Origin of the sequence: Deinococcus indicus, from assembly GCF_002198095.1 — a bacterium.
Taxonomy (GTDB): domain Bacteria; phylum Deinococcota; class Deinococci; order Deinococcales; family Deinococcaceae; genus Deinococcus; species Deinococcus caeni.
Genome location: NZ_NHMK01000006.1, coordinates 1 through 25,961 on the forward strand (window position 1 = coordinate 1; position 25,961 = coordinate 25,961).

Annotated in this window: 19 protein-coding genes; 4 read left to right on the forward strand and 15 right to left on the reverse strand. The window is 68.9% G+C overall.

The genetic code is table 11. The annotated features are described in order from the left end of the window. Positions 1–676 precede the first annotated feature (676 nt). From CBQ26_RS01435 to CBQ26_RS01465, 7 genes are read right to left on the reverse strand one after another with little or no spacing between them, the layout of a single operon-like run. Complete coding sequence (locus tag CBQ26_RS01435; protein ID WP_088246833.1) at positions 677–3,337, reverse strand: right-handed parallel beta-helix repeat-containing protein; 2,661 nt, start codon at positions 3,335–3,337, stop codon at positions 677–679. Next, positions 3,334–5,916, reverse strand: coding sequence for a hypothetical protein (locus tag CBQ26_RS01440; protein WP_088246834.1), 2,583 nt, complete (start codon positions 5,914–5,916; stop codon positions 3,334–3,336). Before CBQ26_RS01440 ends, CBQ26_RS01435 begins: the two co-directional genes overlap by 4 nt. 2 nt (positions 5,917–5,918) lie before the next feature. Next, positions 5,919–6,521, reverse strand: a complete 603-nt coding sequence (locus CBQ26_RS01445; RefSeq protein ID WP_088246835.1) for an OmpA/MotB family protein — start codon at positions 6,519–6,521, stop codon at positions 5,919–5,921. A 2-nt stretch (positions 6,522–6,523) separates the two neighbouring features. Next, positions 6,524–7,747 carry a hypothetical protein gene (locus tag CBQ26_RS01450; RefSeq protein WP_088246836.1) on the reverse strand — a complete coding sequence of 408 codons (1,224 nt, stop codon included), beginning with the start codon at positions 7,745–7,747 and terminating at the stop codon, positions 6,524–6,526. Between the two features lie 3 nt (positions 7,748–7,750). After that, positions 7,751–10,966 (reverse strand): tubulin-like doman-containing protein, encoded by a 3,216-nt coding sequence (locus CBQ26_RS01455; RefSeq protein ID WP_088246837.1) that lies wholly within the window; start codon positions 10,964–10,966, stop codon positions 7,751–7,753. Continuing rightward, the gene (locus CBQ26_RS01460) at positions 10,967–11,296 is read right to left on the reverse strand and encodes a hypothetical protein (RefSeq protein WP_088246838.1); all 330 of its coding nucleotides are present in this window, start codon (positions 11,294–11,296) and stop codon (positions 10,967–10,969) included. Next, entirely contained in the window at positions 11,296–12,447 is a 1,152-nt protein-coding gene (locus tag CBQ26_RS01465; protein WP_088246839.1) for a hypothetical protein, read from the reverse strand. The genes CBQ26_RS01460 and CBQ26_RS01465 overlap by 1 nt, the downstream gene beginning before the upstream one ends. Positions 12,448–13,043: 596 nt before the next feature. On the opposite strand from CBQ26_RS01465, the gene CBQ26_RS22180 reads away from it, so the two are divergent. Next, entirely contained in the window at positions 13,044–13,709 is a 666-nt protein-coding gene (locus CBQ26_RS22180; RefSeq protein ID WP_088246840.1) for a MerR family transcriptional regulator, read from the forward strand. 162 nt (positions 13,710–13,871) lie between these two features. Then, positions 13,872–15,125, forward strand: a complete 1,254-nt coding sequence (locus CBQ26_RS01475; RefSeq protein ID WP_088246841.1) for a vWA domain-containing protein — start codon at positions 13,872–13,874, stop codon at positions 15,123–15,125. Between the two features lie 202 nt (positions 15,126–15,327). Here CBQ26_RS01475 and hpaI read toward each other — a convergent pair whose 3' ends face one another. From hpaI to hpaE, 8 genes are all read right to left on the reverse strand, one after another. Beyond that, positions 15,328–16,119 carry a 4-hydroxy-2-oxoheptanedioate aldolase gene (hpaI, locus tag CBQ26_RS01480; RefSeq protein WP_088246842.1) on the reverse strand — a complete coding sequence of 264 codons (792 nt, stop codon included), beginning with the start codon at positions 16,117–16,119 and terminating at the stop codon, positions 15,328–15,330. Then, complete coding sequence (hpaH, locus tag CBQ26_RS01485) at positions 16,116–16,928, reverse strand: 2-oxo-hept-4-ene-1,7-dioate hydratase (protein ID WP_088246843.1); 813 nt, start codon at positions 16,926–16,928, stop codon at positions 16,116–16,118. The genes hpaI and hpaH overlap by 4 nt, the downstream gene beginning before the upstream one ends. Then, positions 16,925–17,317, reverse strand: coding sequence for a 5-carboxymethyl-2-hydroxymuconate Delta-isomerase (locus CBQ26_RS01490; protein WP_088246844.1), 393 nt, complete (start codon positions 17,315–17,317; stop codon positions 16,925–16,927). The genes hpaH and CBQ26_RS01490 overlap by 4 nt, the downstream gene beginning before the upstream one ends. Then, positions 17,317–18,102, reverse strand: a complete 786-nt coding sequence (locus tag CBQ26_RS01495) for a fumarylacetoacetate hydrolase family protein (protein WP_088246845.1) — start codon at positions 18,100–18,102, stop codon at positions 17,317–17,319. Before CBQ26_RS01495 ends, CBQ26_RS01490 begins: the two co-directional genes overlap by 1 nt. A 175-nt stretch (positions 18,103–18,277) precedes the next feature. Next, complete coding sequence (gene hpaD / locus CBQ26_RS01500; RefSeq protein WP_088246846.1) at positions 18,278–19,246, reverse strand: 3,4-dihydroxyphenylacetate 2,3-dioxygenase; 969 nt, start codon at positions 19,244–19,246, stop codon at positions 18,278–18,280. Position 19,247: 1 nt separating this feature from the next. Beyond that, positions 19,248–20,741, reverse strand: coding sequence for a 4-hydroxyphenylacetate 3-monooxygenase, oxygenase component (gene hpaB / locus CBQ26_RS01505; protein ID WP_088246847.1), 1,494 nt, complete (start codon positions 20,739–20,741; stop codon positions 19,248–19,250). Positions 20,742–20,774: 33 nt separating this feature from the next. Continuing rightward, positions 20,775–21,338: an SMI1/KNR4 family protein gene (locus CBQ26_RS01510; RefSeq protein WP_088246848.1), complete on the reverse strand. Its 564-nt coding sequence runs from the start codon at positions 21,336–21,338 to the stop codon at positions 20,775–20,777. Further along, positions 21,335–22,855: a 5-carboxymethyl-2-hydroxymuconate semialdehyde dehydrogenase gene (gene hpaE / locus CBQ26_RS01515; RefSeq protein WP_088246849.1), complete on the reverse strand. Its 1,521-nt coding sequence runs from the start codon at positions 22,853–22,855 to the stop codon at positions 21,335–21,337. The genes CBQ26_RS01510 and hpaE overlap by 4 nt, the downstream gene beginning before the upstream one ends. A gap of 157 nt (positions 22,856–23,012) precedes the next feature. Between hpaE and CBQ26_RS01520 the strand changes: the two genes are divergently transcribed. Together CBQ26_RS01520 and CBQ26_RS23000 are read left to right on the forward strand one after the other, a co-directional pair. After that, a complete protein-coding gene (locus CBQ26_RS01520) occupies positions 23,013–24,218 on the forward strand; it encodes a PucR family transcriptional regulator (RefSeq protein WP_088246850.1) in 1,206 nt (401 codons plus the stop codon). Between the two features lie 99 nt (positions 24,219–24,317). Continuing rightward, positions 24,318–25,691: an AIM24 family protein gene (locus tag CBQ26_RS23000; protein ID WP_088246851.1), complete on the forward strand. Its 1,374-nt coding sequence runs from the start codon at positions 24,318–24,320 to the stop codon at positions 25,689–25,691. The last annotated feature ends 270 nt before the right edge of the window (positions 25,692–25,961 follow it).

A 25,961-nucleotide genomic window follows, 5' to 3' on the forward strand; every position in this document is an offset into this window, starting at 1 on the left:
CACGAATCTGGAGAACACCGGGGTGGTGTTCCGCTCGCCCAGCCCTGTCGAGCTGGCCTTTGCATCTCAAGTATCTCTCGTTGTCATGCTTCGCGGAGCTTGGAGGCTCCTTCGTTGCTTCCGGATCTCCTTCAGCAACTCAGTGAGTATAGGCGCTTTCTAAAATCTTGTCAACACCCGACTCATCCTTCTTGAGCATCTGGAGCGCAGGGTCACTCTCGTTCACCAGTCGCGTCCCCGAACCAGCTGACCTTCCAGAAGGAAGGGATCGGCCGAAGGATTCCTGCTCACGGCCCGGCAAGGGCTGTAAACAGGCCCTAAAAGGTACCCGCCCCGGCCCAGACTGTCAAGCCTGATACGGAGTGCCGTCTGTTTCGCCGGTAACCCAGAACGTCGCCGACTCTGCCACTCCGCACCCGGCAGCCCGCTTCTGCTTTCAGTCTGCAGGGCAGCTCCACGAGTCGCCTCGCCCGTACAGAAGGGACTTTGCAGCACTTTCACACGGGTTCCGGACGTGAAGCCGGCAATCCGGACCCCGTGTGGCTCCTACTCTGCGGAGCAGCTCTACGAGTCGCTTCGCTCGCATCGAATGGGCTTTGCACGCTATTCAATCGGAGTCCGTGTCAGAGATTGCATGACAGGGGGTGGGTCGGTACAGACCATCCGCGTGCGTTCCTCAGTAGAGCGCGCAGTCCCCCTGCACGAAGTCAGGACCTGCGCTGTCAGCAGCCAGATCTGCGCTGAGGTCCGGCCCCCGGTTGCCGTAGCAGGAGTTGCCGTAGCCGCTGCCCCCTGCATTCTGCTTGTAGAAGATCCCCCCGCTGCCGTTCTCCGTCAGGGTGTTCTCACTGACTTCAGGCGTGGCATTCCCCGTGACGATCAGGCCGTAGAGTGCGTTCGCACTGATCTGGTTACCCCTCAGGACACCTGCGCTACGTTCAGCCAGAACCACGCCGCTCTGCTTTCCGGCAGTGACGGTATTGCCGGTCAGTTCCGGCTGGGCGTCCCCCCACGCGGCAATACCGGGATTCCCGCTACCCGTGATGGTGTTGTTACGCGCCTGTCCGGCCGCGTATTCGCTGTACGCCAATCCGTTTTCCCGGTTACGGTCGATGGTGTTCCCTTCCAGGGTCGGGCGGGCGTAGTTCATCACGCGGAACCCAGCGGTGCGGTTGCCCTGCACGGTATTTCCACTCGCTTCACCCGCGGCGTTGTCGAAGTACGTGACACCACTCTGGCGGTTGCCCTGAATGGTGTTGCCCTGCAGTGTCGGGGTGGCACTGTCCTGCACCCCCACGCCCTGCAATGTGTTGTCCTCGATGGTGTTTCCCTGGACGGTCGGCGAGGCCTGCCCGTACACCGTGACACCGCGTCCCTGGTTTGCCCGGATCCGGTTGAACGTGACGTCGGGCGTGGCCTCTCCGGTCACATGGATGCCATGCGCGCCGGTCGCCTCAATCGTGTTCCGCGTGACCACGCCTGTACTGGCATCCCGGAACAGCAGGCCGCCATCCCGGTTTCCACTGAACGTGCTGGTCGTCACGTCTGCAGTACTGCTGTCACTCACATAGATGCCAAACGTATTGGCGGTGAAGACCGAGGCGCTCACGGTGGCCTCGGCCTGTTGCTGTACCCACAGGCCGCTCCCGTACTCGCTGAGATCGTCATCCCGAACGGCTCCGGCGATCATCACGCGTTCCAGACTGAGTTGGCCGCCGTCCTGCCGGATGGTCCGGGCCGGCAGCGCTCCCACGTGCGCGACACTGAGGTCGGTGATCCTCACCTGGGTGTCCGTCAGGATCAGGGTGTCCTCGGGCGCAGCACTGAACAGAACGGTCGCCTTCATCCCGGCACCACGCAGCGTCAGAGGCGCGGAGATCGTGACTGGGCCGGCCAGCCGGTATGCGCCGTCAGGCAGCACCACCTCACCGCCACCTTCGAGCGCGGCCACGAGCGCGCGGGTTTCATCGTCACTCCGGAGCGGCAACGTCAGGGAAGCCTTCACCCAGCCACTCTGTCCACTCTGAACCTCGAGAATGCGCAGCCACTCTCCCTGATCTTCCAGGACCGCCACGGCGTCACCGCGCGAGAGCTTCGTGATGACCTGCCCGTCGCTGTCCGCCGAGGCCCGCACGTTCAGGACAGTCGTATTGACCACGTTGACGTTCTGTTGTACGGACGCCGCGACCTCACCGTTCACGGCCGAGGTCTGCGCCCCGGTAGAGGCAGCCTGCGCCGCCCCGCCCAGTGCGTCCGTTTCCGCTGCGGACATGGCGGTCGCCTGTGAGACAGTGGCGGTACCATCTGCGGTTACGGCTGTCTGTGCGGTTGAGGGCAGGGCGAGTCTGAGCGCGGCACCCAGCAGCAACGCACCCACGACCAGCCCAGCGATCATGGGCGCGCGGCGATGCACGGGGCGCCGGCCAGCGCCTGCAGAGTGAGGCGCCGTCCTCGCAGCCGGCACAGTCCGCTCGGGAGCAGGTGCGGGCGGACTTTCCGGCGCAGCCGGTCGGGGTTCAGCCAGAGCGGGTTCCGCCGACACAGGAGCGGCCCGACCCAGAATTTCCAGGACCTCGCTGGCACTCACGCAGCGCCGAGAAGCCTCCAGCTGCAGCGCCTCGCCCAGCGCCGCTCGCAGTCCTGCCGGCGTGTCCACCGGCAGGGGCGGCAGGGGAACGCCCTGCCCCCGCGCCGACGCTGACGGGCAGGCCACTCCGCTGACCGCCTCGTGGAGCGTGGCCGCCAGGGCGTACACGTCCGACTGCGGGCTGAAAGGCGCGCCGGCCAACAGTTCCGGCGCCGCATACCGCGGGTCGGGTCCGGCTCCCTGCTGCAGTTCCTGAAGGGCTCGGGCGGCCAGTGCAAAATCTCCCAGCAGGACCTGCCCCTGGGCATCGAACCACACGCTGTCGGGCGAGAGGCGGGCATGCAGCAGGGCCTGCGTGTGTGCGGCGGCCAGAGCTTGAAACAACGTGACCGCCAGGTCCCTGGCCGTGTCCGGCCGCAGGGGCTGGTTCCGCGTCAGGGAGCGCAGTGTGCGGTGCAGGCGGTCACCGACCACCACCACCTGCCGTTCCGGGGCGTCATGCAGGTCCATCACGCGCGGCGCCGCCGGGTGCTGCACCTGCGCCATCAGCCGCGCGTGACGCATGAAGGCCTGCCGGACGCGCGCGCCTGTCGGAGAATCCGCATGAGGCGGGTCGAAGGTGGTCAGCAGAACCGACTCGCCCCAGTCGGTCACGGCGCGGTACAGGCGCTCGTGCGGGGAATCCCGGAGCAGGGACTGCACCGTGTACCGCTCGGCCACGCGGTCCCCGGCCGTGAGTGCTTGCGTCATGATGAAACCTCGCTGGAAGGCCCGCCCAGCAGTTGCTGGCGGCGCCTGTGAATGGCCGGGTTGATGTCCGGGTGGTTCAGCCGACTGATGAACCGCAGCGCCCGGAGGGTCACCCGTTCGTGTTCAATGACGGCCAGGAAGACGTTCCGCTGGGCGAACGCCCGCTGTGACGCCCGGCTGGTCACCCAGCCCCGCCAGCGTTCCACTGGCGCGGTCTTCCACAGGGGCGTGCTCTTCAACCAGCGCTCCGTGCGAATGTAGCGGTCGTACGCCGCGTCGTAGACGAGCGCTTCGAGCACCTTCCCGTCGGCCAGCGGGTGCTGCGCGATGGACAGGTGCAGTCGCGGATGACGGATCAGGGCGAGCAGCGCTTCCGGCGGGCACGCGGGATTGCGCAGCACGCCGCGCTGCACGTGATCCTGCGGGTCGTTCACGAGTTGCACCAGCAGGAGCGTGGGCGTCAGGGGGTGCTCGGCGGCGGCGCGGCGCGCTCCGCTCTGCGTGTGGCGGGCCAGGGCCGTCAGGACCTCGGGGGTCACGCCGGGATGACGGGCCAGCGCGACCAGTTGCCCCTCGTCCTCGTCGGCGCGGGACGCCAGGTGCAGCAAGACGGGCGCCGTCAGTTCCGGACGCAGAATCAACTGCGAGCGGATGTCTGGCAGGGCGTCGTCGGCCAGTCGGCGTTGCAGGGCGTACGGGAGTTCCTGCTTGCGCTTCAGGAGGGCGCGGCGGATCTCGGTGTCACTGTCCTCGGCGAGCAGCAGCAGCGTATCGTCGGCCGTGTTCGCGTGGCGCGCCACCCGACGCCGCACCTTCCCCGCGTCACTCTGGGCCAGCAGGCGCAGCGCGTCCGGCGTGGCGTCCGGCTGATTGGCCTCGGCGTACTCCAGCCCATGCAGGTGGTCTTGCACCTCACCCTGGTACCGCGGGTGGCGGCGAATGTCCGGCCGCAGCGGCTGATCCACCAGTCGGCGTTTCAGGGCCGTGCCGGGCGCCGCCGGGTTCAGCACCACGTTCAGCCGCACGTCCATCAGAGGGTCCTCGCTCAGGTCGTCCAGCACGGGTTCCGGCGCCTGCCGGTTGCGACTCAGGGCCTGACGCACCCGCGCGTCGTGGCGGGGCAGGAACGCCAGCTGGTCCGGCGGCGTCTCGTCGTCAAGCGCCCGCGCGATCAGGCTGACCGCCGCGACCGGGTCACTGGTCAGGTGCCGCCGCGTGCCGTCCGGCAACTGCGGATGCAGCGCGATCTGGGCGCGCACCTGCGGGTTGCGGTCGCGTGCAAGCTGCTCCACGGCCGGGCGGGGCGTTCCCGGAGTGGCGCTGAGCGCCAGTTTCACCTGCCGCCGCCGGGTGGCGAGCGCCGCCGTCGCTGCCGTCTCGCTGATCGGTCCGGTGCGCAGGCGCGCCACGAAGTTGACCCGCTCGTTCGGGTCGGCCGCCAGACGGGTCAGGATGTCCGGCGGGCACAGGGCGTGCGCGGCCACCGCCTCGCGAACCATGAAGCCCTCGTCACCGACCAGGGCTTCCAGTGCCTCCGGGGGCGCACTGGGATTGCGCGCCACCTGCAGACGCACAGCGCGTTCACCGTCCGTGGCCAGCCGGGTCAGGAGCTCGCCGGGCGTGTTCGGGTGGGCCGCCACGCCCTCGCGGATCGTGACGTGCTCCGCGTCCTGCGCCAGCCACAGCAGGTCCTGCGGTGTCGCGTGCGGGTTCTCCGCCACGGCGGCCCGCACCCACCAGTCCGCGTCACGGCGAAGCCGCTCGCGCCCGGGACCGGGCAACGCCGGGTTGCGCGCCACGGCCGCGCGCTCCTCCCAGTCCCCCTCGCGCGAGAACTGCAGCAGCGTCTTCGCCGGCAGGTCATGCGTGGCCAGCCGGTTCAACAACGTCTCGCGGGCCTGCCCGTGAGGAGAACGTTGATCAAGCCACACCAGCAGTTCGACCGGAAGGAATGGATGCCGCGCCGCGAGCCTTTGCAACCGCACGTCGTTCTCGATCAGCAACGATTCCTCCAGCGTCAACTCGATGGGTTCCCGGCGGCGCCTGAGTTTCTCCCGTACCGAGTCTGCAGGGACGGCCACGCCGTCCGGAATGAACCCGTCCGCCGGAGCGGCGGCTGGCAGGGGCGTGGCCGCAGCGGCCCGGTACGTACGGCGCGCCGATCGCCGCAGATTCCACGGCACCGAGCGGTCCTGGGCGAGATACTGCGCCAGCGTGAAGTCCTGCTGGGCGCGCTGCATGAACCACTGCTCGGTGCGGCTGACCTGCGTTTTCAGGATGACGGGCATCAGCCCACGCATTCCCAGCGCCACCAGCGTCTGGTCCGGCGTATGGGGGTGGCGCGCCGCGAGTTCCTGAGCGGCAGGTCCCAGCGTGGCCAGCAACTCCAGGTGACCGGGTGTCAACAGCTCCGGGCTTGTCTCGGCGAGTTCCAGCAGGCTCAGGATGCGGGGTGGGCACTGCGGGTGCCCGCGGGCCTGAGCCCGCACCTGTGGGTCACTGTCGGAGGCCAGCAGGCTCAGCCGCTGCGGGCTGGTCGTCGGGAGCGCCGCCTCCTCCAGAAGGGTCTGGGTCGCCATGCTCAGGGCGCACTCTTCTGGGCGTATTCGACGACAATCTCGACCCGTTCGTTACGCGGGTCGAACTTCACGCCGGCGTAGGAGGTCTGCCCGCCGCGCGCGGCGATGGCCAGCCGGTTGGGACTGATGCCGCCCCGCAGGTAGAACACTTCAGCGACCGCGCTGGCCCGGACGGCGGACAGGTCCCAGCGTTCCGGCGTGTTCGGCCTGGACGTCTGGGTGTGCCCTTCGATCCGCACGCGTTTCCAGCTGACCTGCTCGGCCCGCAGCACGCGCGCGAACGCCACCAGCGCCGCCTGCCCGGCCGGGCTGAGCTTCGCGGTGTTGCCCTGGAACATGCCCTGCGAGCGGAACACCCAGCGTTGCGCGCCCGGCGGGTCGTTGCGCTGCGCGGGCGACAGCAGCAGCGGGCGCACCTTGAGGGGCGCGGCCCGGACGGCCTGCACGACCTTCTCCTGGGCGTTGCGGTACCGGACCTGTTCCCACCCGGCCTGACCGACGGCCAGGATGCCACCCAGGAAGAAGATCAGCACGAACACCAAGTTCAGCGTCAGGTCACTGAAGGCGATGTAGGGGTTGGTGTCGGCCTGTAGACGGGAGGTCACGCTCAGTCCCCGCTGACGGGCGCGCGGCCCAGCGTGCGCGTCAACTGCTCGAAGTTGCTGTCCAAGCGGGCGGCGTAGTTGCTCTGCTCGGTCTGGAAGACCTCTCCGGCCTTCTCGAACTTCCCGCTGGCGCGGCTCAGGGCGTCGCCGACGGTACTGACCCGTTCGAGCAGGCGGGTGGTCTCGGCCGTGACGGTCTCCTGAAGGCGCGAGATGCTGGTCGCCTGGGCGCTGAGCTGCCCCGTGATCTCGTGGCTGCTGCTGCGCAGCGAGGTGGCCGCGCCCTCCTGCGCCTGCACCAGATCACTGACGCCCTGGTTCAGTCCGGCCGTGAGCTGCCGCACCGACTCGTCCATGCTGCCGAACACCGTCTCGATCTGCGTGCTGGTGGCGGCCAGTTGCGTCAGGCTCTGGCCCAGCGTGTCGCCGGCCTGTCCCAGTACGGTTTCCAGCTGGCCCGCCACTTCCTGAAGGCGTTTGTGAATGTCCTGGAAGCTGTTCCCGGCGTCCCGCAGGTAGCGGCCCATGCGTTCCATCTGCGAGGTGATCGCCCTGGGGAAGGTCGCGGGGACCAGTTCGGCGTGCACGAACGCGGTCAGCTGATCCTGGAAGGCCTCCTGCGTGCGGGACGCCAGGGTGTACACGACGCCGGTTCCCAGGCTCAGCAGGATGCCCCACAGGCTCGCGCCGAACGCGCCCTGCATGACGCTCATGGTGTTGCCCAGTGCATTCGCCAGTTCACCCGGCTCGGTGGCCCGCGCGGCGTTGCGGATCGGGCCGCTCAGGCTGCTGATCGATCCGGCCAGCCCGAACACCGTGCCCAGCAGCCCGGCCAGCATCAGCAGGTTGGGAATGTTGCGGGCCGCCGCGAGGTCCGACTGACTGACCGTCACGACCGCCGCCGAGGCCGCCTGCACGTCCGGCGTGGCCAGCCCGCGCGCGCGGGTCACGGCCACGACCGCCTGACGGACCGCGCTGCTTGCCGGGAAGTCCTTCACGGCCGCCAGGGCGTCCTCGGCCACCTCGTCGGATTCGGGTGGGTCCTCGTTATCGAGCGCCGCGCTGATCTTCTGGCGCACCAGGTTCAGGCGGATCAGTTCGGCCCGGCGGGTGCTGGCAGCGCGGTTCAGTGCGCGGGCGAAGTACGCCAGCATGGGCAGCATGAACACCACCAGGGTGAACCATCCTTCCGGGCGTAACTTGAACAGAGCGTCGATCAGTTCCACGGCTCAGACTCCCAGCGGGCTGTACGGCCGGCCGAAGGGGTGGTTCTCGCCTTCCGGGTGGTAACTGCACAGCAGACCGTTCTGGATGACTTCCTCGCGCGTGGCCCCGACGGGACCACCACACACCTGACAGTAGTAGCCGTCTTCCGGTGCGCTCAGTCCGCGTGGCAGCGCCTCACCCTTGTTCATGTACAGACCGTTGATCATGTTGGTGTCGGGCGGGAAGGTTTCCAGCAGCGCCTGACGGAGGCCGTCGTCGGCGGTCAGGTGCCGCATCAGCGCGGCGCGGGCTGTCGCGTCGTTCCAGTCCTCGACCGCGCGGGCCTGCCCCTGCTTGAGCTGCTGGTGCAGCCATTTCACGTAGGCCTGGCGGCCCTCGGCCTGCGAGTCGGCCGCGCCGACGATGTGTTTCATGCGGGCCGTGATCTCGCTGTGCATCAGTGAGGAAGCGTTCGTGAGGCTCAGGGGCGGCCTGGAGCTGTCCTTCGACTCGAAGGCGAGCTTGCGGGCGGCCTTCCCGAACTTGCCGGGCAGGCGACGGACCCGGCGTTCGGGTTCGTCGGCCTCACCGGGTTGCATGGGCCAGTCCATGACGAGGTGCCCGGCGTCCAGGCGGGTCACGCCGTGAAGCGCCGACAGGAAGACCAGTTGCTCGGCGTCCTCGAGCTGCTTGATCTCGCGGTCGTTGATGGGCGTCCAGTCGATGTCGCTGCGCTTGCGGGTGAAGTAGTTGCTGAAACGCTTGGGCTGGCTGAACGACAGGGTGCGCACGTCGTCCGCGCCGCGCAGCGCGAAGCGGTACCACTCCTCGAGCATGACCACACGGTACGGATCGACCCCCGTGACTTCCTTGGCGGCCGGTTCCTTGTTCACCCAGGGCTGCACGGCCTGCCGGAAATTGGTGGTCATGTTCATTCCGACCAGCAGCTTGCGCCGGGGCAGCGGGCTCATGGGGTCCACCTGTCCGAGCGGCTGGTTCAGCTGCAGGAACAGTTGCGCCTGCGTGGCGGCGTGCATGGCCTGACTGTTCGGGTCGAAGCTGGGGCTGCGCTGATCGTACAGGCGTTTCACGACGTCCTTGCCGCCGCTGCGCAGCGACGCCTCGAAGGGTTCGAGCGCCATCTGCTCGAGCGCGTTCAGCTGCGCCCGCTCGAAGTTATCCTGCCCGATCGCCCAGGGACCCAGCAACCAGTCCGGGTCATTTACGCCGGGCATGACGCCGCGCGTCAGGGCCTGCCACGACTGGATCAGGCGCGAGGCGTGGGTTTCCTTGCCGCGCTCGTCGGTCGCGAGTTCCTCCTCCTTGTCGACCGTGCCGTGCGGGGACGGCTCGAACAGCGACAGGCCGTTCACGTTGGGCGTGTCGTTCTCCAGCTTCGCCCGCGCCTCGCGCCAGCGGTCCGCCTGGTTGGTCAGGCGCTTGCGCAGGCTCATCAGGCGGCGGGCGATCTTCTGCGTCTCCTCGTCGATCAGCGTGAGGGTGCCGGCCTCGGCCCTCTGACCGCTGCCACGGTCCTGCAGGGCTTCACGGACCTTCTGGTTCACGCGGGATTTCAGTTCGTCGTCCAGCGCGCGGCTCAGGGCCGGCAGCAGCTGCTTGCTGGCCTTGCCCTTCAGGAAGAACATGCCCAGCAGGGTGTTCGTGCGGATCGCGTCCAGCTGGTCGAGGACGCCGTTGGCGCCGCTGGCCTTGCCCTCGCCGGGCTCCCAGCCACGCAATTCACCCAGGCGGGGTTGCGCGGCCTGCATGATTTCCAGCAGCACGTTCGGGCCGCTGTCGTAGTCCAGCAGGCGCGAGCCGACCATGCCGCGCACGTTCCCCATGATGCTGTCGGCCGCGCGGCGGCGGTTCTCGTTCACGGTCTCGTGGACAAGTCCGCGCAGCCCATCGCCCCGCTCCTTGCCGAAGGCGAGACGTAGTTCATCCAGGGCGCGGCGGGCCGCCTCGGGCTTACCGGTGCGGACGGCGCGCATGATCTCGTTCTTCTTGGCGTCCAGGCTGGCGCGGATGCTGGCGCCGGATTCGTCCATCAGCAGCGTCTCGGTCAGCGCCGGGATGGTCAGCCCCAGCGCGTCGAGGTCGTCACTGACGTTCCCCTCGAACTTGCGGTCCTTCCAGCGGTCCACGGCGTGCACCAGCGTGCGGTACTTCAGGGCTTCCAGGATGCGGCGCATGGGGTACTCGATGGTGGACAGGCCGAACGTCGAGAACGCGAAGGCGCGGCCCTGCTGCACCGTGACCGGCCCGGCGTTCACCATGTACGCCATCGGGTCGGTTTCCGGCACGAACACATTCAGGAACATGCGGTCCGCGATGGCGTTCGACAGGCGGGCCAGGTCGTTGCCTTCCGTGCTGCTGGGACGCAGCAGGTACACCAGGTCGTACGGCATGGCGTCGTTCGGCAGGACCTGGGTGCCCTCGGGCTTGTCCGGGAACTTGATGCTTTTGTAGCGCTCGGTGTCGGTGTGCAGGTGGTACTGGTTCAGTTCGGCCAGCGCGTGATAGGCGTTGGTCTTCCAGATTTCCGCGTCGGGTTTCTGCGCGATGCCCAGGTCCGGGTGCGGCAGCGTGAACATGCCCAGCGTCTTTTCCTCGTCGTCGAGGATGGTGCGCAGCAGGATGCCCATGTCGCTGGCGGTGCCGCTGCACGTGCCGCCGCACAGGGTGCCGACCACGATCACGCGCACGCCGGTCTGGCCGCTCGCGGCGTTCACGGCGAACTGCACGTTCGCTTCCAGCCCGGCGTTGTTGGCATTCAGCGCCGATTTCGCCTGCGCCTCAGTCAGGCTGCGCAGGCGCGCGACCCGCTGCGAGATGGCGTTTTTCATCTCGTTGTAGTTCGGCGGGTACAGCAGCGCCAGTCGGCCCACCATGCGGATGTGCCCTGCGCCGGAGTCGATGCTCTGCGCCGGCAGCTGCTTGAGCGTTTCCAGGTCCGCCCAGGTGCGCAGGGCGATGCTGCTGTCGTACAGTTCCGGACGCTCAATCATGTCCCGCCAGGAGGTGGCCGGGACGCCCAGCGTCTTGAAATCGTCGGTCCCGTTGAAGCGGTTGGGTTTGGCCACGTCGGTCTCGACCGCCAGGAATTCCACCCAGGGGGCGCGGCCCAGTCCGCCGACCTCCCAGTCGATGCGGTCGGCCAGTGCTTCGAGGATTTCCGTGCCGGTGCTGCCCAGTCCGATGACCAGGGTCTTGAAGACTCTCATGTTGTCTGCCATTTAGCGTTCCACTCCCATGCGGGTAAAGACGGCCGAGACGAGCAGCGTGAGCAGCAGGAAGGTCACGCTGACGGCGATCATGTACATCAGGTCCGCCGGTTTGAACAGGAAGTACGCGGCGCAGGCCAGAGCGGCGAACAGCAGCACAAGTGCGAGGCCCATGCCCTGCTTGGCCGAATCGACCGGCGTGCGGCCCCCCGCGCCGAACAGAATGTGGGCCAGTCCCACGGCCACGCCGTACCACAGGAGCATGGTCACAGCGACCGTGACCCAGAAGTTCACCTGCGTGAAGAGAGGAACGACCGGCCCGAAGAAGGTTGCTAGGTTCATCAGTTGTCTCCATCCAGCGACATCACGACGCTGCGAGTGATTTCCTTGGGAACGCCGCCGGGACCGCGCACCTCGCCCGTGAATTCCAGCGGTGCGTCCGGCGTTTCCGGGCGCAGCGTGACGGTGGCGCTGTCTCCCGCCACGACCCGCCCGCCCACGCTGCTCAGACGGATGTCGTCGTGTACGCCGCGCACGCGGTAGTCCTTGCCCACCCGCGTGATCTGCGCGACGGGTACGGGGGGCAGTCCGGCGACCGGCACGACCGGCATGTCGTCCTCGGCGGCGTATCCGGCCCCGGCGATCACGCAGAAGGGCCGCCCGGCGGGCATGTCGCGCACGCTGAAGCTGCTGCTTCCGATCCGCACCGACCCGCTTCCCGAACCACCGCCCTTGCCTATCAGCTTCCAGGCCGCGAACCCAGCGCCGCCCAGAACCAGCAGCGCGACCAGCAGTCCCGCCGGGTTGGCTCCGCCGCCACCGGAAGATTGTGCGGGGGCCTGAGCACCAGCGCGTTGCTCCGTGCGGGTCCCGGCCGTCAGGGGGGTTCCGGTGAATGTCTTGGGCACGAAGACCACCGCCTGCATCTGTCCCTGAATCTGACGGGAAGGCGTGGTGATCACGTAGGGCAGGTTCAGGCTCGCGCCGTCCTGTGTGCCGGCCACGCGGGTCCAGTTCGTCAGCACCTCCTGGTATTCCGGCGCGTTGGTCCCCATCACGCGGATGCCGGCGGCGCCGACACTGGCAGCCGTGTTCGTCAGGAGGATCAGCACGGTGCCCGGCGTGCCCTCGAACTCGCGGGTCAGGGTCGCAGCCACGCGTTCGGTGTCGTGCCCCCCCACGCTGCCCACGGCCGGCGTGGTAGGCCACAGCTTGGCAGTACGCTCCAGGTCGGCCTGGGCATCATTCCCGATGATCTGGGTCAGGCCACTGGGGTTGCGGTACTCCCAGATGTCCATCTCCCAGGCGCGGGCCGTGACCTGATCACCCTGCACAGCGGCGCGCTGCACGAACTGCGTGGCGAGTTCACGCGCCGCCTGTGCGCCCAGCGGATCGGCTTTGTAGTGTCCGGTGCTGAAGGCGATGACCCAGTTCACCTGGGACCGTTCCAGGTCACCACCGGCTGTCGTGACGGCCTCCTGAACCTGTTGCAACAGACGTTCGGCGCTTGGGGTGACACTGTTGCGGTCAAGCTCTGCCTTCCCGGACCCCTGGGCCGCTGCGCCACTCAACAGAGCCGCTGACAGAACGGCTGTCCGCATCAGGTTCACAGGCGATCCCCGCAGAGAGAGGGAAAATTAGAAGTGTGTGCCCACATGTCGCGGAGTATGGACCGTCCGCTGAAGAGATGTTGCCTCATTTGTGGACGCAGATGAGAAATTATCGACTTCAGCTGATTTCCTGTGAATTAGTCCATTTTACTAGGCTGACAACGGGAGAAATCTCTCATTACCTCCCTCCTCATTACGGCCGCGTCAGGACTGCCGGACGCCTGATACGGATTCCGTTTGTTTCGCCGACAACCCGGAACATCGCCGGCTTGTCAGCTTCACGTCCGGAACCCGTCTCTCTCCCACTCGCTTCGCTCGGGTTGAACGGGCTTTGCAGCCCATTCAATCGGAGTCCGTACGAAGCGGCAGCAATGCTGGCAGACCGGAATCCCCGGACTGGTCCGGTAGATCGTTCCGCCACTCGCTGACGTTGTCACTCTGCGTTGTCAGTGATGTGGGGCCGCTGGTAGTGTGGGGGGATGCTGGCGATTGCGCAGGACTGGGTGGGGGGCATCGACGAGTTCGTCATGGAGGCGAACGTGTGGTTGTCACGCCTGCTGCCGGAGGACCGCGCGGGTCGCCCGAAGGACGAGGTGAACGCGCGGCTCGTGCGGCATTACACGACCTCGGGGCTGGTGCCGGCGCCGCGCCGGGAGGGTCGCGAGGCGCGATATGACCGCCGGCACCTGCTGCACCTGCTGGCGCTGCGCCGCCTGATGGCGGACGGCCTGAGTGGCAAGGCGCTGTTCGGGGCGCTGTCGGGACGGTCGGAGGCGGATCTGGAGCAACTGGCGCAGTGGGGCGCCCAGGCGGCGCCGCAGGAGGCCGTGATTCTGGGAGTTCGAGCGCCCGCCCCTGTTCAGGGAGCGGTGGCGCTGGATTACCTGCGGAAGTTGCGGGCCGGCATGACGGGCGAGGCGGTGGGCCTGTCGTCCCCGGCGCAGGTGGTTCCGGACCGGCGGGCGGCGCGGGCGGTGCAGATGCGCTCACAGGTGCTGGTGCGCCGTGGACTGGAGGTGCTGGTGGGCGAGCAGTTCCGCTGGCCGCGGGACGAGGCGGCCTGGGCGGAGTTGCTGGACGAGGTGCGCGAGTCACTGCGTGACGTGCAGGAGCGGCAGCGCGGCGCGTCAGTGGATGACGTGTAGGCGGGTGACACTGCGAGCAGGGACAGGAAAGGAAACGTAACCAATACAGACTGTTGACAATTTGGATTGTCAGAGTCAGACTGGATTCAGTTCCACCCAGTCCGACCCGTCCCCCGACCCTGACCGGCCGGTCCACCCCCCTACGCACCACAGGAGCCCGCCATGACCTACTCCCCCCAGACACCGACCCTCGAACTGCTGCCCCTGCGCGCCGCCCTTCCCGCCGGCCAGAACAGCGAACTGACCGTCCTGCTGCGCGTCCACCCGGCACCGGCCCCCAGCGGCAACGCCACGCGGCCCCCGCTGAACCTGTCGTTTGTGATCGACCGCAGCGGCTCCATGAGCGGCCAGCCCATCGAGATGGCCCGCCGCGCCGCGCAGGCCGCCATCCGCCTGATGCAACCCCACGACCGCGTCAGTGTCGTCGCGTTCGACGACTCCATCGACACCGTGATCGCGCCGCAGCACGTCACTGACCCCGAGACGCTGTGCCGCGCCGTGGAACGCGTCACGGACCGGGGCAGCACCAACCTGTACGGCGGCTGGCTGGAGGGCGCCATGCTGACCGCACAGCACCTCGACCCGCAGGCCCTCAACCGCGTCCTGATCCTCAGCGACGGGCAGGCGAACGCCGGCGAGACCCGCACCGACGTGATCGCGCAGCACGTCCGGGGCCTCACCGCGCGCGGCGTCAGCACCAGCACCGTCGGCCTGGGCCGCCACTACGACGAGACGCTGCTGCAGGCCATGGCCGACGCCGGGGACGGCAACTACGAACACATCGAGAACGAGGAAGGCCTCCCCGCGTTCTTCAGCGCCGAGTTGCAGGGCCTGACCCGCACCACCGGGCAGACCGTCAGCCTGGGCATCGAACCCAACCCGGCGCTCGGCAGCCTGCGCTGCGACGTGCTGAACGACCTGCCCCGCAATTCGTACGGCCGCTGGCAACTCCCGAACCTGAAGGCCGGACAGCCGCTCGAAGTGGTCCTGACCCTGCATATCCCCGCGCAGGATGCCGCGCCCGCGACCGGCGTGACCCGCGTGCGCCTCGCCTGGAACGACCGGCAGGGCGTCCGGCAGACCCTGCGCGCGCAGCTGACCCTCCCGGTCCTGAACGCCGATGCGTACGCCGCGCTGCCCGACGATCCCCGCGTCGCCCTGGCCGCCGAACGCCTGCGCGCCGCCCGCGTGCGCGAACAGGCCGTCGCGTACGCCGCCGCCGGGGACCTCCACATGTCCCGCGCCGCCCTGACCCGCGAGAGCCAGCGACTGAGCGCCCTGCACATCGACGGGCTGCAGAGCGACGTGGACGAACTCCTGAGCCTCGACCAGGACTTCGCCACCGACGAACGCCTGGCTCGCAAACGCGCCGCCAGCCAGAGCTACAACGTCCGCCGCAGCAAACCCGGACTCTGACCACGGCGGATCAGGGAGGGGAGGAGGGCCGATTCAGGTCACTCCTCCCCTCCCTCGCGTCACAGTCATACGGATTCCGTCTGTTTCGCTGACAACCCGGAACATCGCCGGGTTGCCAACTCCACGCCCGGAACCCGCCCTGCTCCCACTCGCATCCGCTCGGATTGAAGGGTCTTTGCAGCCCCTTCAATCGGAGTCCGTATCAGTACACGTCCTGGCCGGTGTCCGTCTGGAATCGCCCGGCGAGGTCACGGGCGGCGCGGGCGAGCAGGGTGGTGTCCACGCCCGCCGCGATGAAGGTGCAGCCTGAGGCGCGGTAGTGCGGCACCTGAGCCTCGGTGCAGAGGATGCCCGCCGCCTTCCCCGCCGCGCGGGTGCGGGTCACGGCGTCCACAATGGCGCCCTGCACGTCCGGATGCGCGGGGTTCCCGAGGTGGCCCAGGCTGGCGCTCAGGTCGGCGGGGCCGACGAACACGCCGTCCACGCCCTTGACGGCCAGGATGTCGTCCAGCGCGGCCAGTCCGGCGGCACTCTCGACCTGCACGAGCAGGCACACCTGATCGTCGGCGCGGTGCAGGTAGTCCGGCACGGCATTCCAGCGCGAGGCACGGGCAATCGCGCTGCCCACGCCCCGCACGCCGCGCGGCGGGTAGCGGGTCGCGGCGACGAGGTCGCGGGCCTGCGCGCCACTCTCCACCATGGGGACGAGCAGGGTCTGCACGCCCAGGTCGAGGTACTGCTTGAGCAGGTGCGTCTGCCCGACGGGGGGCCGCACGACGGGGGTCACGGGGTACGCGGCGAGCGCCTGCAAGACGGACAGGGTGCTGCGCACGTCGTTCGGGGCGTGCTCGCCGTCGATCAGCAGCCAGTCGAAGCCCGCCCCGGCGATGATCTCGGCGCTGTACGGGTCGGCCAGCGCCAGCCACAGGCCCAGCTGGAACTCCCCTCGCGCCAGGGCCGCCTTGAGGGGATTGTGCAGGTCCGGGCCACTCACCGCGCGAACCTCAGGGTGACGCTGCCCAGCGGGCCGTAATCCGCGTGGAAGATGTCACCGGGCGAGGCATCCACCGGGCGCACGAACGAACCGGCCAGCACCGTCTCCCCCGCCCGCAGGGTCACGCCGTGCGGGGCGAGGCGGTTTGCCAGCCACGCCACGCCCTCCGCCGGGTGGTTCAGCACGCCGGCCGCCACGCCGGTCTCCTCGATCACGCCGTTGCGGAACAGCAGCGCGCCCACCCAGCGCAGGTCCACGTCGGTCGGACGCACGGGCCGCCCGCCCAGCACGATCCCGGCGTTCGCGGCGTTATCGCTGATGGTGTCCGTCACTTTCCGGGTCGCGCCGCTCTCGCGGTCCACGCGTTCGATGCGCGCGTCAATGATCTCGGCGGCGGGCACCACCCAGCGCGTGGCGTCCAGCACGTCCATGACGGTCACGTTCGGCCCGCGCAGGTCCTTCCCGAGGATGAACGCGAGTTCCACCTCCACGCGCGGCACGATGAAGCGCCCGGACGGGATGGGCTGTAGCTCGCTGAACACCATGTCGTCCAGCAGGGTGCCGTAGTCGGGTTCGTCGATGTTCACGGCCTGCTGCATGGCGCGCGACGTCAGGCCGATCTTGTGCCCGATCACGCGGCGGCCCTGCGTGAGCTTGTGGCTCACCCAGGCGTCCTGCACGCGGTACGCATCGGCGATGGTCAGGCCGGGGTACTGGCCGGACAGCTGCCTCATGGGCACGCGGGACTGCTCGGCGGCGTGCAGGCGGCGCGCGGCGTCCTGCACCTGCGCGTCGGTCAGGCCGCTCATGACGTCACCTGGCGGTAGCGGGCGTGGATGTTGTTGTGCTTGAAGGTGCCCGCCTCGCTGAACTCCGCGATCTCCAGCGACAGGGCCAGGGTGCGGGAGTCGAAGTCGGCTGCGAAGTGGCTTTTGAGCACCTCGAACAGCGCCGCGCCCGTCTCGGCCTTCACGGCCTCGCTGCGCCCGGCGGCGATCTTCAGGATCACATGCACGAACGCGTCGTCGTGCTCGCCCTCGGCCACCACGTACTCCGTCAGGCGGTGCGCGCGGGCGCGGAGGCCGCCCGGCGGGTACACGTCCGGACGGGCCAGCAGCACCCCGTTCAGGGCGCGCAGCAGCTCCGGCACGCGCGCATTGGGCAGGTTGTCGGTGTACTCGACGGTCAGGTGCGGCATCAGATCCGCTGCCCTTCCTGCGCGATCAGCGGCTCGGCATCCTCCGACTCCCAGGCCACGTCGTTTTCCAGCGCGCCCAGCCCGTCGATCTCCAGGCGCATCACGTCCCCCGGCTTCACGTGCGACACGCCTTTGGGCGTGCCGGTCAGGATCACGTCGCCCGCCTGCAGGGTCATGAAGCGGCTCATGAACTCGATCAGTTCCGGCCCGCGCAGGATCATGTCGCGCGTGTTGCCCTCCTGGCGCAGCTCCCCGTTCACGAACGCGCGCAGGCCCAGGTTGTACGGGTCCGGCACCTCGTCCGCCGACACGAGGTACGGCCCCAGCGGCCCGAAGGTATCCCAGCCCTTGGCGCGCATGGGCGGACGGTAATAGTTGCTGACGTAATCGCGCACCACCAGATCGTTCGCGATCGTGTACCCGCCGATATACGCTTCGGCGTCCCTCGCCTTCACGCGCCGCGCGTCCCGGCCGATCACGATGCCCAGTTCCACCTCGTAGTGCATGAACTGCGCCCCGCGCGGGTACTCCACGGTGCCGCCGTGCGGCAGCAGACTCGTGTTCGGCTTCAGGAACATCACCGGCTCCTCCGGCGTCTTGAAGCCCAGTTCCGCGTTGTGATCCGCGTAGTTCAGCGCCAGCGCAATCACCTTGCCGGGATTCACCGGCAGCAGGAACTGCACCTCGTCCGGGTGGTGCGCCTCACCCGCCGCGTCGATCAACATGCCATCCCGGAGCACGCCACGGTGCTGACGGCCACGGGCCATAAAATTCGCAGTTTTCATTGGAAACCTCGGTTGGGAACGGAGTCGTGGGTGAACCCCTCAGTCCGCTTCGCGGCCAGCTCCCCTTAGAGGGGAGCCAAACCGCGTAGAGACAAGCCTCCCCTCTTAGGGGACTCGTAGAGCTGCGGAGCAGAGGTGCCCCCTTCAGGGGGCGGAGGGGTTCTTCCAGCTCAACTTAAATCACGTGGACGGGCAGGCCTTTCAGGTCGCTCTCGCGGGGCTGCACCCAGCCGCCTTCGTAGGCTTCGAGCAGGGAGCCTTCCTCGAACCAGCTTCTGGGGGTCTTGGCGCCCCAGAGGGTCTGGCGGCGGGGGTCGTCGAGGTGCCAGCGGATCGGTTCGAAGTCCGGGTCGACGGTCAGGTAGTCGCAGGTGTACAGCTCGATGCGGTGCCCGTCGGGGTCGCGGATGTACAGGAAGAAGGCGTTGCTGACGCCGTGGCGGCCGGGGCCGCGTTCGATGCGCTCGGGCATGCGCGCGCCCGCGAGGATGTCGCAGGTGCGGATGATGCTCTGCATATCGGGCATCCAGTACGCGAAGTGATGCAGTCTCGGCCCCATGCCGTTCGTGAGGGCGAGGTCGTGGACGCTGCCCCGGCGCTGGATCCACGCGGCCCAGATGCGCCCGTGGTCGTCCTCGGTGTATTCGCTGAGGCGGAACCCCAGGTGGTCCATGTACCAGCGCATCACGCCCTCCACGTCGGGCGTCATGACGTTGATGTGGTCGATGCGTTGCAGGCCCGCGCCGCGGTGCAGGTGGTAGTCCTGCAGCAGCCAGGGGTACCTGACGGACTGTGCGTAGAACGCGACGGGCACGCCGTACGGGTCCTGGAAGCGCAGCAGGCGCGGCCGGTCGAGTTCCGTCTCCCAGCGCCAGGGGATGCCCTGCGCTTCCAGGAAGGCGGTCAGGGCGTCCAGGTCGGCGTCCGTGCCCACGCGGTACGCGAGGTGCTTCACGCCCGCCTCGGGCGCGAGTTCGAGTTTCAGCGTCCACTCGCGGTCCTCGTTGGCGCGCAGGTACAGAGCTCCCTCGGTTTCGTGCAGGACGTTCAGGCCCAGCAGGTCCACGTAGAAGTACCGGGAGGCGGCGAGGTCCGTGACGTAGAAGATGCCGTGCGCGATGCGGATGGTGTTCGGGGTCTGCATGTCAGTCCGCCGCCACGGTTTTGGACTGGTTGGGTTGAGGCTGGTGGATGAACTCGCGGATGCGCTGCACGTACGGCCCCTTGTCGTACACCTCGTACAGGGCGCTGTGCATGCGGATGGGGTCGCCGAAGAAGTGCTTCTCGTACAGGTTCTGGCGCGCGCCGAAGCTGCTCAGGGTCAGGTCCCACGCGAGGCGGAAGAGTTTCAGTCGCTCCTCGGCGCTGGCGTTCGTGGCCTGCAGGTGCTTCTCGATGAAGTGCCCCAGCGGTCCCTCGCGGTCGGCCTTGCCGGGCATCATGATGATCCCCGAGGCGCCGAGGAGCTGAATGATCTCGTTCAGGCGCGGGTAGATCGCCGGGTAGTAGTTCCGCGCGGCGTCCAGCGGGCCGCGTGCGGGCGTCATGACGCCGTACGCGTTGAGCTGCGCGCCTTCCACGGCGGCCACCTCCAGCGCCTTCATGATCTCCAGCGTCACGATGATCTCGCTGACCTTGCTCTGCACGTGCTGGAACCCCCCGCTGCCGACGGTGTCCACGATGCTCTGCGCGAGGCCCAGGAACGCCTCGGTCTTGCTGACCTTCTGGTTCACGACCTGGTAAGCCATGTGCAGCACGGCGTCGGTCTTCGCGTAGGCCTGGTTGGCGAGGGTCATGTCGTACATCAGGAACACCCGCTCCCACGGCACGAGGACGTCGTCGAAGATCACGAACGCGTCCTGCTCGTCGAAGCGGCTGGACAGGGGGTGGTCTTCCACGTCGCGGCCCAGGTCGAAGGGTTCGCGGCACTGGAAGTACAGGCCCGGCGTGTTCGTGGGCAGCCCGAAGCCGATGGCGTAGCGGCTACGGTCGCCGTTCTCCCGGATGACGGTGGACGGGAAGATCAGGATCTCGTCTGCAATCGGGAGGGTGGCGAGCATCCGCGCGCCGCGCACGATCACACCCTCTGAAGTTTCCTCGACGATGCCCATGGCGATGTACGGGTCGGGCAGTTCGCTGGCCTGCTTGCTGCGGTTCACCTGCGGGTTCGTCAGGGCGTGCGTCAAGCACAGGTCGTGGTCGCGCACGTACTCAAAGTAGCGGCGCATGTTCTCGCTGAAGTTCCGGCCCGAGCCCGGCTCGCCGCTGGACTCGCACCCGTCGAAGTACGCGCTCGCCATCCCGGCGGCCATGACGTTCGTGTTCATGTAGTCCGGCGCGCGGCCCAGCGTGCCCAGCGAGTAGTTCGCGCGAATGCGGTGCGCCTCGCCGATCCGGCGCAGGTCCTCCCTGGTGCGGGGCACCATGAACGCGGTCGCGTGGCGCTCGCCGTTCTCCTCGAAGGTCAGGACGTCACGGTAACGGGGGTCGTGTTGCAGGTCGTACAGCCCGGCCAGCGAATGGGCGATGTTGCGCGTGGCGGGGTGGGTGGTGGCGTCCTCCACCCGCTGCCCGTCGATGTACAGGTTGGGCGGGTTGTGGCGCAGGCGGTCGAGGAACTGCTGTCCGGTACGGGCCATGTCGGTGCTCCTTGGGGTGTGGGGGGTGTGCGTTCAGGTGCCGGGCGCTTCGGTCAGTTCGCCCGCGTCCATGACGAGTTCACCGGCGTCCAGCCGGTCGGCGATGGCATGCAGGTACGCGGCCAGGGTGGGGTGCTGCGGGCCGCTGGGGCCGACCTCGTGGTCCATGTCGATGACCTGCCCGGCCCGGCCGGCGGGACCTGGGGTGGTGTCGATGGCCGCGCCGTTGCCCGCGCCGTCGGCGTCCAGCGGAATCCAGCCGTGCGCCCACCAGCCGCGCCGGATCTCGTCGCGGCCTTCCGAGGCGTCGTGGTCGGCGTTCCCGGCGAACATCCCTCTGCCCAGCAGGTCGCGCCACGTGTCCGCCTCGGACTGGATGCCCGCCGTGCCGAGCAGCGTGCCGGTCGGCCACCCGCCCTCCTGGCTGCCGTCGTGGCGCAACAGCGACTCGTTCAGTTCGGCGGGCAACGCGAATCCCAGGAATCCTTCGAGCGCGGTGATCTGTTCCGGGGTCGCGCCGGGAAGCAGCCGGTCGGCGGCGTTCTGCGCGGCGTACCACGCCTCGATGCGCTCCCAGGCGCGCGCGATCCCGCTCACGACTCCCCCTGCCCCGGCATCCCGAGCTGCTGGGCGCGGTGCCCATTCAGGTTGATGGCGACGTTCTTCGTTTCCATGTAGAAGTCGAAGGAGTAGTCGCCGCCGTCACGGCCGATGCCGCTGGCCTTCATGCCGCCGAAGGGGGTGGGCAGGTGGCGGACGTTCTCGCTGTTCACCCAGACCATGCCGCTGTCCAGGCCGTGCGCGAAGGTGTGCGCGCGGGTCAGGTCGTTCGTCCACAGGTACGCCGCGAGGCCGTACGGCACGTCGTTCGCGAGGCGCAGGGCGTCCCCGTCCGTGTCGAAGGGGATGACGGTCAGGACCGGGCCGAAGATCTCCTCCTGGGCAATCCGCATGTCGTTGCGGGCGTCCGTGAAGAGGGTGGGCCGCACGTAGTTCCCGGTGTCGCCGAGGCGTTCGCCGCCCACCCGGATGGTCGCACCGTCCGCGCGGGCCGCGTCGAAGTACGAGCAGACCTTCTCCAGTTGCGCCGGGTGGATCAGCGGGCCGACCTCGGTGGCGGGATCGAGGGGGTCGCCCACGCGGATGTTCGCCACGCGCGCGGCCAGCCGCTCGACAAACCCGTCATGCACGCCGCGCTGGACGAGCAGGCGGCTGGAGCTCGTGCAGCGCTGCCCGTTCAGCGAGTAGATCATGAAGATCGCGGCGTCCAGCGCGCGACTCAGGTCGGCGTCGTCGAACACCACGACCGGGTTCTTCCCGCCCAGTTCGAGGTGCACGCGCTTGAGGGTGTCAGCGCCCTGCTTCTGGATGAGGCTGCCGGTGCGGCTCTCGCCGATGAACGCGATGGCCCTGATCAGGGGGTGCTCGGTCAGGGCCTTCCCGGCGGTCTCGCCGAAGCCGTGCACGAGGTTGACCACCCCGGCGGGAATGCCGGCCTCGTGCATGATCTCCGCGAGGATCGTGGCGGTCACGGGGCTCCACTCGGCGGGTTTGTGCACGACGGTGCACCCGGCGGCCAGCGCGGGCGCGATCTTCCAGGAACTCAGCATGAACGGCGTGTTCCAGGGCGTGATCACGCCGACCGGCCCGATGGGCTGGCGGACGGTGTAGTTCAGGAAGCCGTCGGTGGGGAGGCTCAGGCCGTCCTGGGCGCCCTCGGCGCGGTCGGCGAAGAAGCGGAAGTTCTCGGCGGCGCGCACGGCGGCGCTCTTCATGAAGCGGATGGGCTGCCCGGTATCGGTGCTCTCCGCGACGGCGATGTCGTGCGCGCGGGCCTCGATCAGGTCTGCCACGCGGTACAGCAGCGCGCGGCGTTTCTTGCCGCTCAGGGCTTTCCAGGCGGGAAAGGCGGCGTGCGCGGCCTGCGCGGCGCGGTCGATGTCGCGGGCGTCGCCGCTGGCGGCCCGTCCCAGCACGCGGTTGTCGCCGGGCGCGTGAAAGTCGAAGGTATCGCCGGATTGCGCGCTCACCCACTCGCCACCGATGAAGTGGCGCAGCGGCTCGCGCAGGCGGTCGTGCAGGGCGTCCACGGGGGACGGCGTCGTGACGGTCATGAACCCTCCAGGGAAGGGCGCGTCGGGATGCGCCCGGAACGTGAGTTGTGCTTCCCTGCAGCGTAGGCCCGCGCGGGCAAGGCGCTCAACGGCGCGACGCACAGAAATCACAAGGGCTCTTGTATGATCCGACAATGATCAGTCGGAGGATGGCTGGATGGGCGTGACCCTGGCGGCGCTGCGCGGGGCGCTGGGCCTGTCCCCCATCTCCGGTGACGAGCAGATCGGGGACGCGGAGGCCGCCGTCCGGGCGCTGCCCGAATTCCCGGCGGTGGACGTCCGCGCGGCGTTCACCCGCCTCCAGGCCGAAGCCCTGAGGCCGCACCTGCCGGGCCTGCGCGCCCTGCTGGACGGCGCGCAGCGCGCCCTGAACCACCCACAGCCGGAGGGGGCGCTGGCCCGCTGGCTGGCGGGCGTCACGGGCGGCGAGGTGACGGTGCGGGCCAGCTGGGGCGACGTGGTGGCGCACGCCGGGCACGCCCCGGACGGCGCGGAACTGACCGAGGTGCCCCTCGCATTCGAGCGGCGCCCGGTCGGCACCCTGCAGCTGCGCGCCGCGCCCGGCTGGGCGGATCTGGCGGCGCTGATCGCGGAGCTGCTCCGGCTGGCGCGCCTGCAGGCGGCGGCGGCGGGCGCGGCGCGGCGGCGGGTGGGCGAGCGGCAGTTCGAGGCGCTGCTCTCAGGCGACGCGGCGCAGCTGCCGCCCGGCGAGGGGTTCACGGTGGCCGCGCTGCGGCTGGGCGGCCCGCCCCCGCGTTCCGCCCGCGCCCGCGAGGCCCGCACGGCGCAGCTGGACGTGCTGTGCAGCGTCGGCGAGGGCTTCTTCTACCGGCGGGGCCTGACCTGCATGACCGCCGTGCGCGCCCAGGGCGACCATGACGTGAGCGTGTGGCTGTGGCCGGCGGCCGATCCCGCCGGGGCGGCCGGGCTGCACGAGGCGCTGCTGCACGCCACCACCGCCGCCTTCCGGCTGGGGGTCAGCCGGGCGCACTCGGGGGCGGCCGCCGCGCCGGACGCGCTGCGCGAGGCGGCGCAGGCCCTGACGCTCGCCCCGGCACGCGGGACCGCGACCTTCACGCAACCGGACCCGCTGCGGCCCCTGCTGGACAGCCCCGAGCGGGCCGCGCACGCCGCCGACTGGCAGGCCCGACTGCGCGCCGGGGACCCGGACGGGAAACTGGCCGCCACGCTGCGCGCGTACCTGGGCCACACGGGCTCACTCGCCGCGCTGGCAGACGACCTGAACCTGCACCTGAACACCCTGCGCTACCGCCTGCGCCGCGCCGAGGACCTGCTTGGCGGCGGGCTGAACGACCCGGCGTTCGTCGCGCGGGTGTACCTCGCGTTCGCCGGGTCGCCCTGAGGTCGCCCGGCCGGGATCAGGCACGTCCTGGCCGCGTACACTGGAACCGAATTCCGTCCGTGCCCGTCCCCTGTCCGTATTCCTCCTGCGAGGTGATTCATGACTCAGCTTCAACCCGGCGAGAAACGTTCCCTGTCCGACTTCATTTCCGGCACGCGCCTGCGGGTGCAGGTCACGCACGACCTGCCGCAGGCCGACGTGAGCGTGTTCGGCCTGGACGGCGAGCGTCAGTTGCGTGACGACCGTTACTTCGTGTTCTACAACCAGCTCAGCAGCCCCGGCCAGGAGGTCAGGTTGCAGCTCGACGGGAGCCGCGCCACCTTCGACTTGGACCTCGGCGCGCTCCCGCCGGGCATCGAGCGGCTGGTGTTCGTGATCTCGCACGACGACGCCCCCATGAGCCGCCTGGGGCAGCTGCGCCTGGCCGTGCAGGACCCGCAGGGCGCCGCGGAGCGGGCGGTCGTGGTCCTCGGCGGCACCCAGTTCACGGCGGAGCGGGCCGTGATGATCGCGGAACTGTACCGCCACACCAGCGGGTGGCGGCTGGGCAGCGTCGCGCAGGGCTTCCAGGGCGGCCTGGACTCGCTGCTGGGGTACTTCGGCGGACAGGTGGCCGGAGCCGCCCCGGCACCCGCGCCCGCCAGTCCGGCCGCCGCGCCGCCACCGGCCGCGCCGCCTGTGCCCCCTGCTCCGGCACCGGTGCCGCCCGCCCCGCCCGCATCCCCGGCAGAGACCGGGCAGGGCAGCAGCGTCGCGGACTTCCTGCGCCGCAGCGCCGAGCAGGACCGACCCGGCGACGTGTTCGAACTGGAAAGCAGCAAGATGCTGGAAGTCAAGGTCAACGGCCGCGTCTGGAGCAAGATCGGCGCGATGGTCGCGTACCGGGGCCGCCTGGAATTCAAGCGGTCGAGCACCCTGCGTGACCTCGTGGGCGGCCTGCGCTCGGGCGGCGGGATGGGCGCGCTGCTGGGCGCGGCGATGCGCATGGGCAGCGGCGAGATGGGCCCGCTGGTCAGCATCGAGGGGCAGGGCGTGTGCTACCTCGCCGACCAGGGCAAGGAGATCTCGATCATCCGCCTGCAGGGCGACGCCCTGAACGTGAACGGCAAGGACCTGCTGGCCTTCGAGGACACCGTCACGCACGAGATCACCATGCAGCGTTCGGTGGCGGGCATGGTGGCCGGCGGGATGTTCAGCGTGCAGGTGCGCGGGAACGGACTGGTCGCCATCCTGAGTCACGGCAAGCCCCTGACGCTGCGGGTCACGCCGAACGAGCCGATCTTCACGGACCCGAACGCCACCATCGCCTGGAGTGAGCACCTGCGCCCGGACCTGCGCGTCAGTCAGGACCTGCGTTCCATGTTCGGCCGGGGCGGCGGCGAGACCCTCCAGATGGCCTTCCAGGGCGACGGCTTCGTGGTCGTGCAACCCTACGAAGAAGCCTCGGCCATGGAGAACCTGCCCAGCCACTGAGTCTGGCCTCCACGGAACTGTCAAGCGCGCCAGGCGGACCCATTCACAGGTCCGCCTGTCGTGTCTGACGGGAGACGCTCTCATCGGTGCGGTGACTGGCCGGACTCGCCCGATTTACTCGGCAGTTTTGGGGCAGGAGAGCAGGCGAAAGGCTGAAAAGGACACTACCGATTTACTCGGTAGTCTGTTTTTGACTGTTCGGACCGGATCGAGGGCGGATACCGCCCTGGAAGGATATTTTCGCCTTTTTTGAACCTGCCGAGTAAATCG

Bases quoted from the DNA above. Each gene is read 5' to 3' on its own strand.
- CBQ26_RS01435 (WP_088246833.1), bottom strand. From the start codon at position 3,337: ATGACGCAAGCACTCACGGCCGGGGACCGCGTGGCCGAGCGGTACACG.
- CBQ26_RS01440 (WP_088246834.1), bottom strand. From the start codon at position 5,916: ATGGCGACCCAGACCCTTCTGGAGGAGGCGGCGCTCCCGACGACCAGC.
- CBQ26_RS01455 (WP_088246837.1), bottom strand. From the start codon at position 10,966: ATGGCAGACAACATGAGAGTCTTCAAGACCCTGGTCATCGGACTGGGC.
- CBQ26_RS01460 (WP_088246838.1), bottom strand. From the start codon at position 11,296: ATGAACCTAGCAACCTTCTTCGGGCCGGTCGTTCCTCTCTTCACGCAG.
- CBQ26_RS22180 (WP_088246840.1), top strand. From the start codon at position 13,044: ATGCTGGCGATTGCGCAGGACTGGGTGGGGGGCATCGACGAGTTCGTC.
- CBQ26_RS01475 (WP_088246841.1), top strand. From the start codon at position 13,872: ATGACCTACTCCCCCCAGACACCGACCCTCGAACTGCTGCCCCTGCGC.
- hpaH (WP_088246843.1), bottom strand. From the start codon at position 16,928: ATGAGCGGCCTGACCGACGCGCAGGTGCAGGACGCCGCGCGCCGCCTG.
- CBQ26_RS01490 (WP_088246844.1), bottom strand. From the start codon at position 17,317: ATGCCGCACCTGACCGTCGAGTACACCGACAACCTGCCCAATGCGCGC.
- CBQ26_RS01495 (WP_088246845.1), bottom strand. From the start codon at position 18,102: ATGAAAACTGCGAATTTTATGGCCCGTGGCCGTCAGCACCGTGGCGTG.
- hpaD (WP_088246846.1), bottom strand. From the start codon at position 19,246: ATGCAGACCCCGAACACCATCCGCATCGCGCACGGCATCTTCTACGTC.
- hpaB (WP_088246847.1), bottom strand. From the start codon at position 20,741: ATGGCCCGTACCGGACAGCAGTTCCTCGACCGCCTGCGCCACAACCCG.
- hpaE (WP_088246849.1), bottom strand. From the start codon at position 22,855: ATGACCGTCACGACGCCGTCCCCCGTGGACGCCCTGCACGACCGCCTG.
- CBQ26_RS01520 (WP_088246850.1), top strand. From the start codon at position 23,013: ATGGGCGTGACCCTGGCGGCGCTGCGCGGGGCGCTGGGCCTGTCCCCC.
- CBQ26_RS23000 (WP_088246851.1), top strand. From the start codon at position 24,318: ATGACTCAGCTTCAACCCGGCGAGAAACGTTCCCTGTCCGACTTCATT.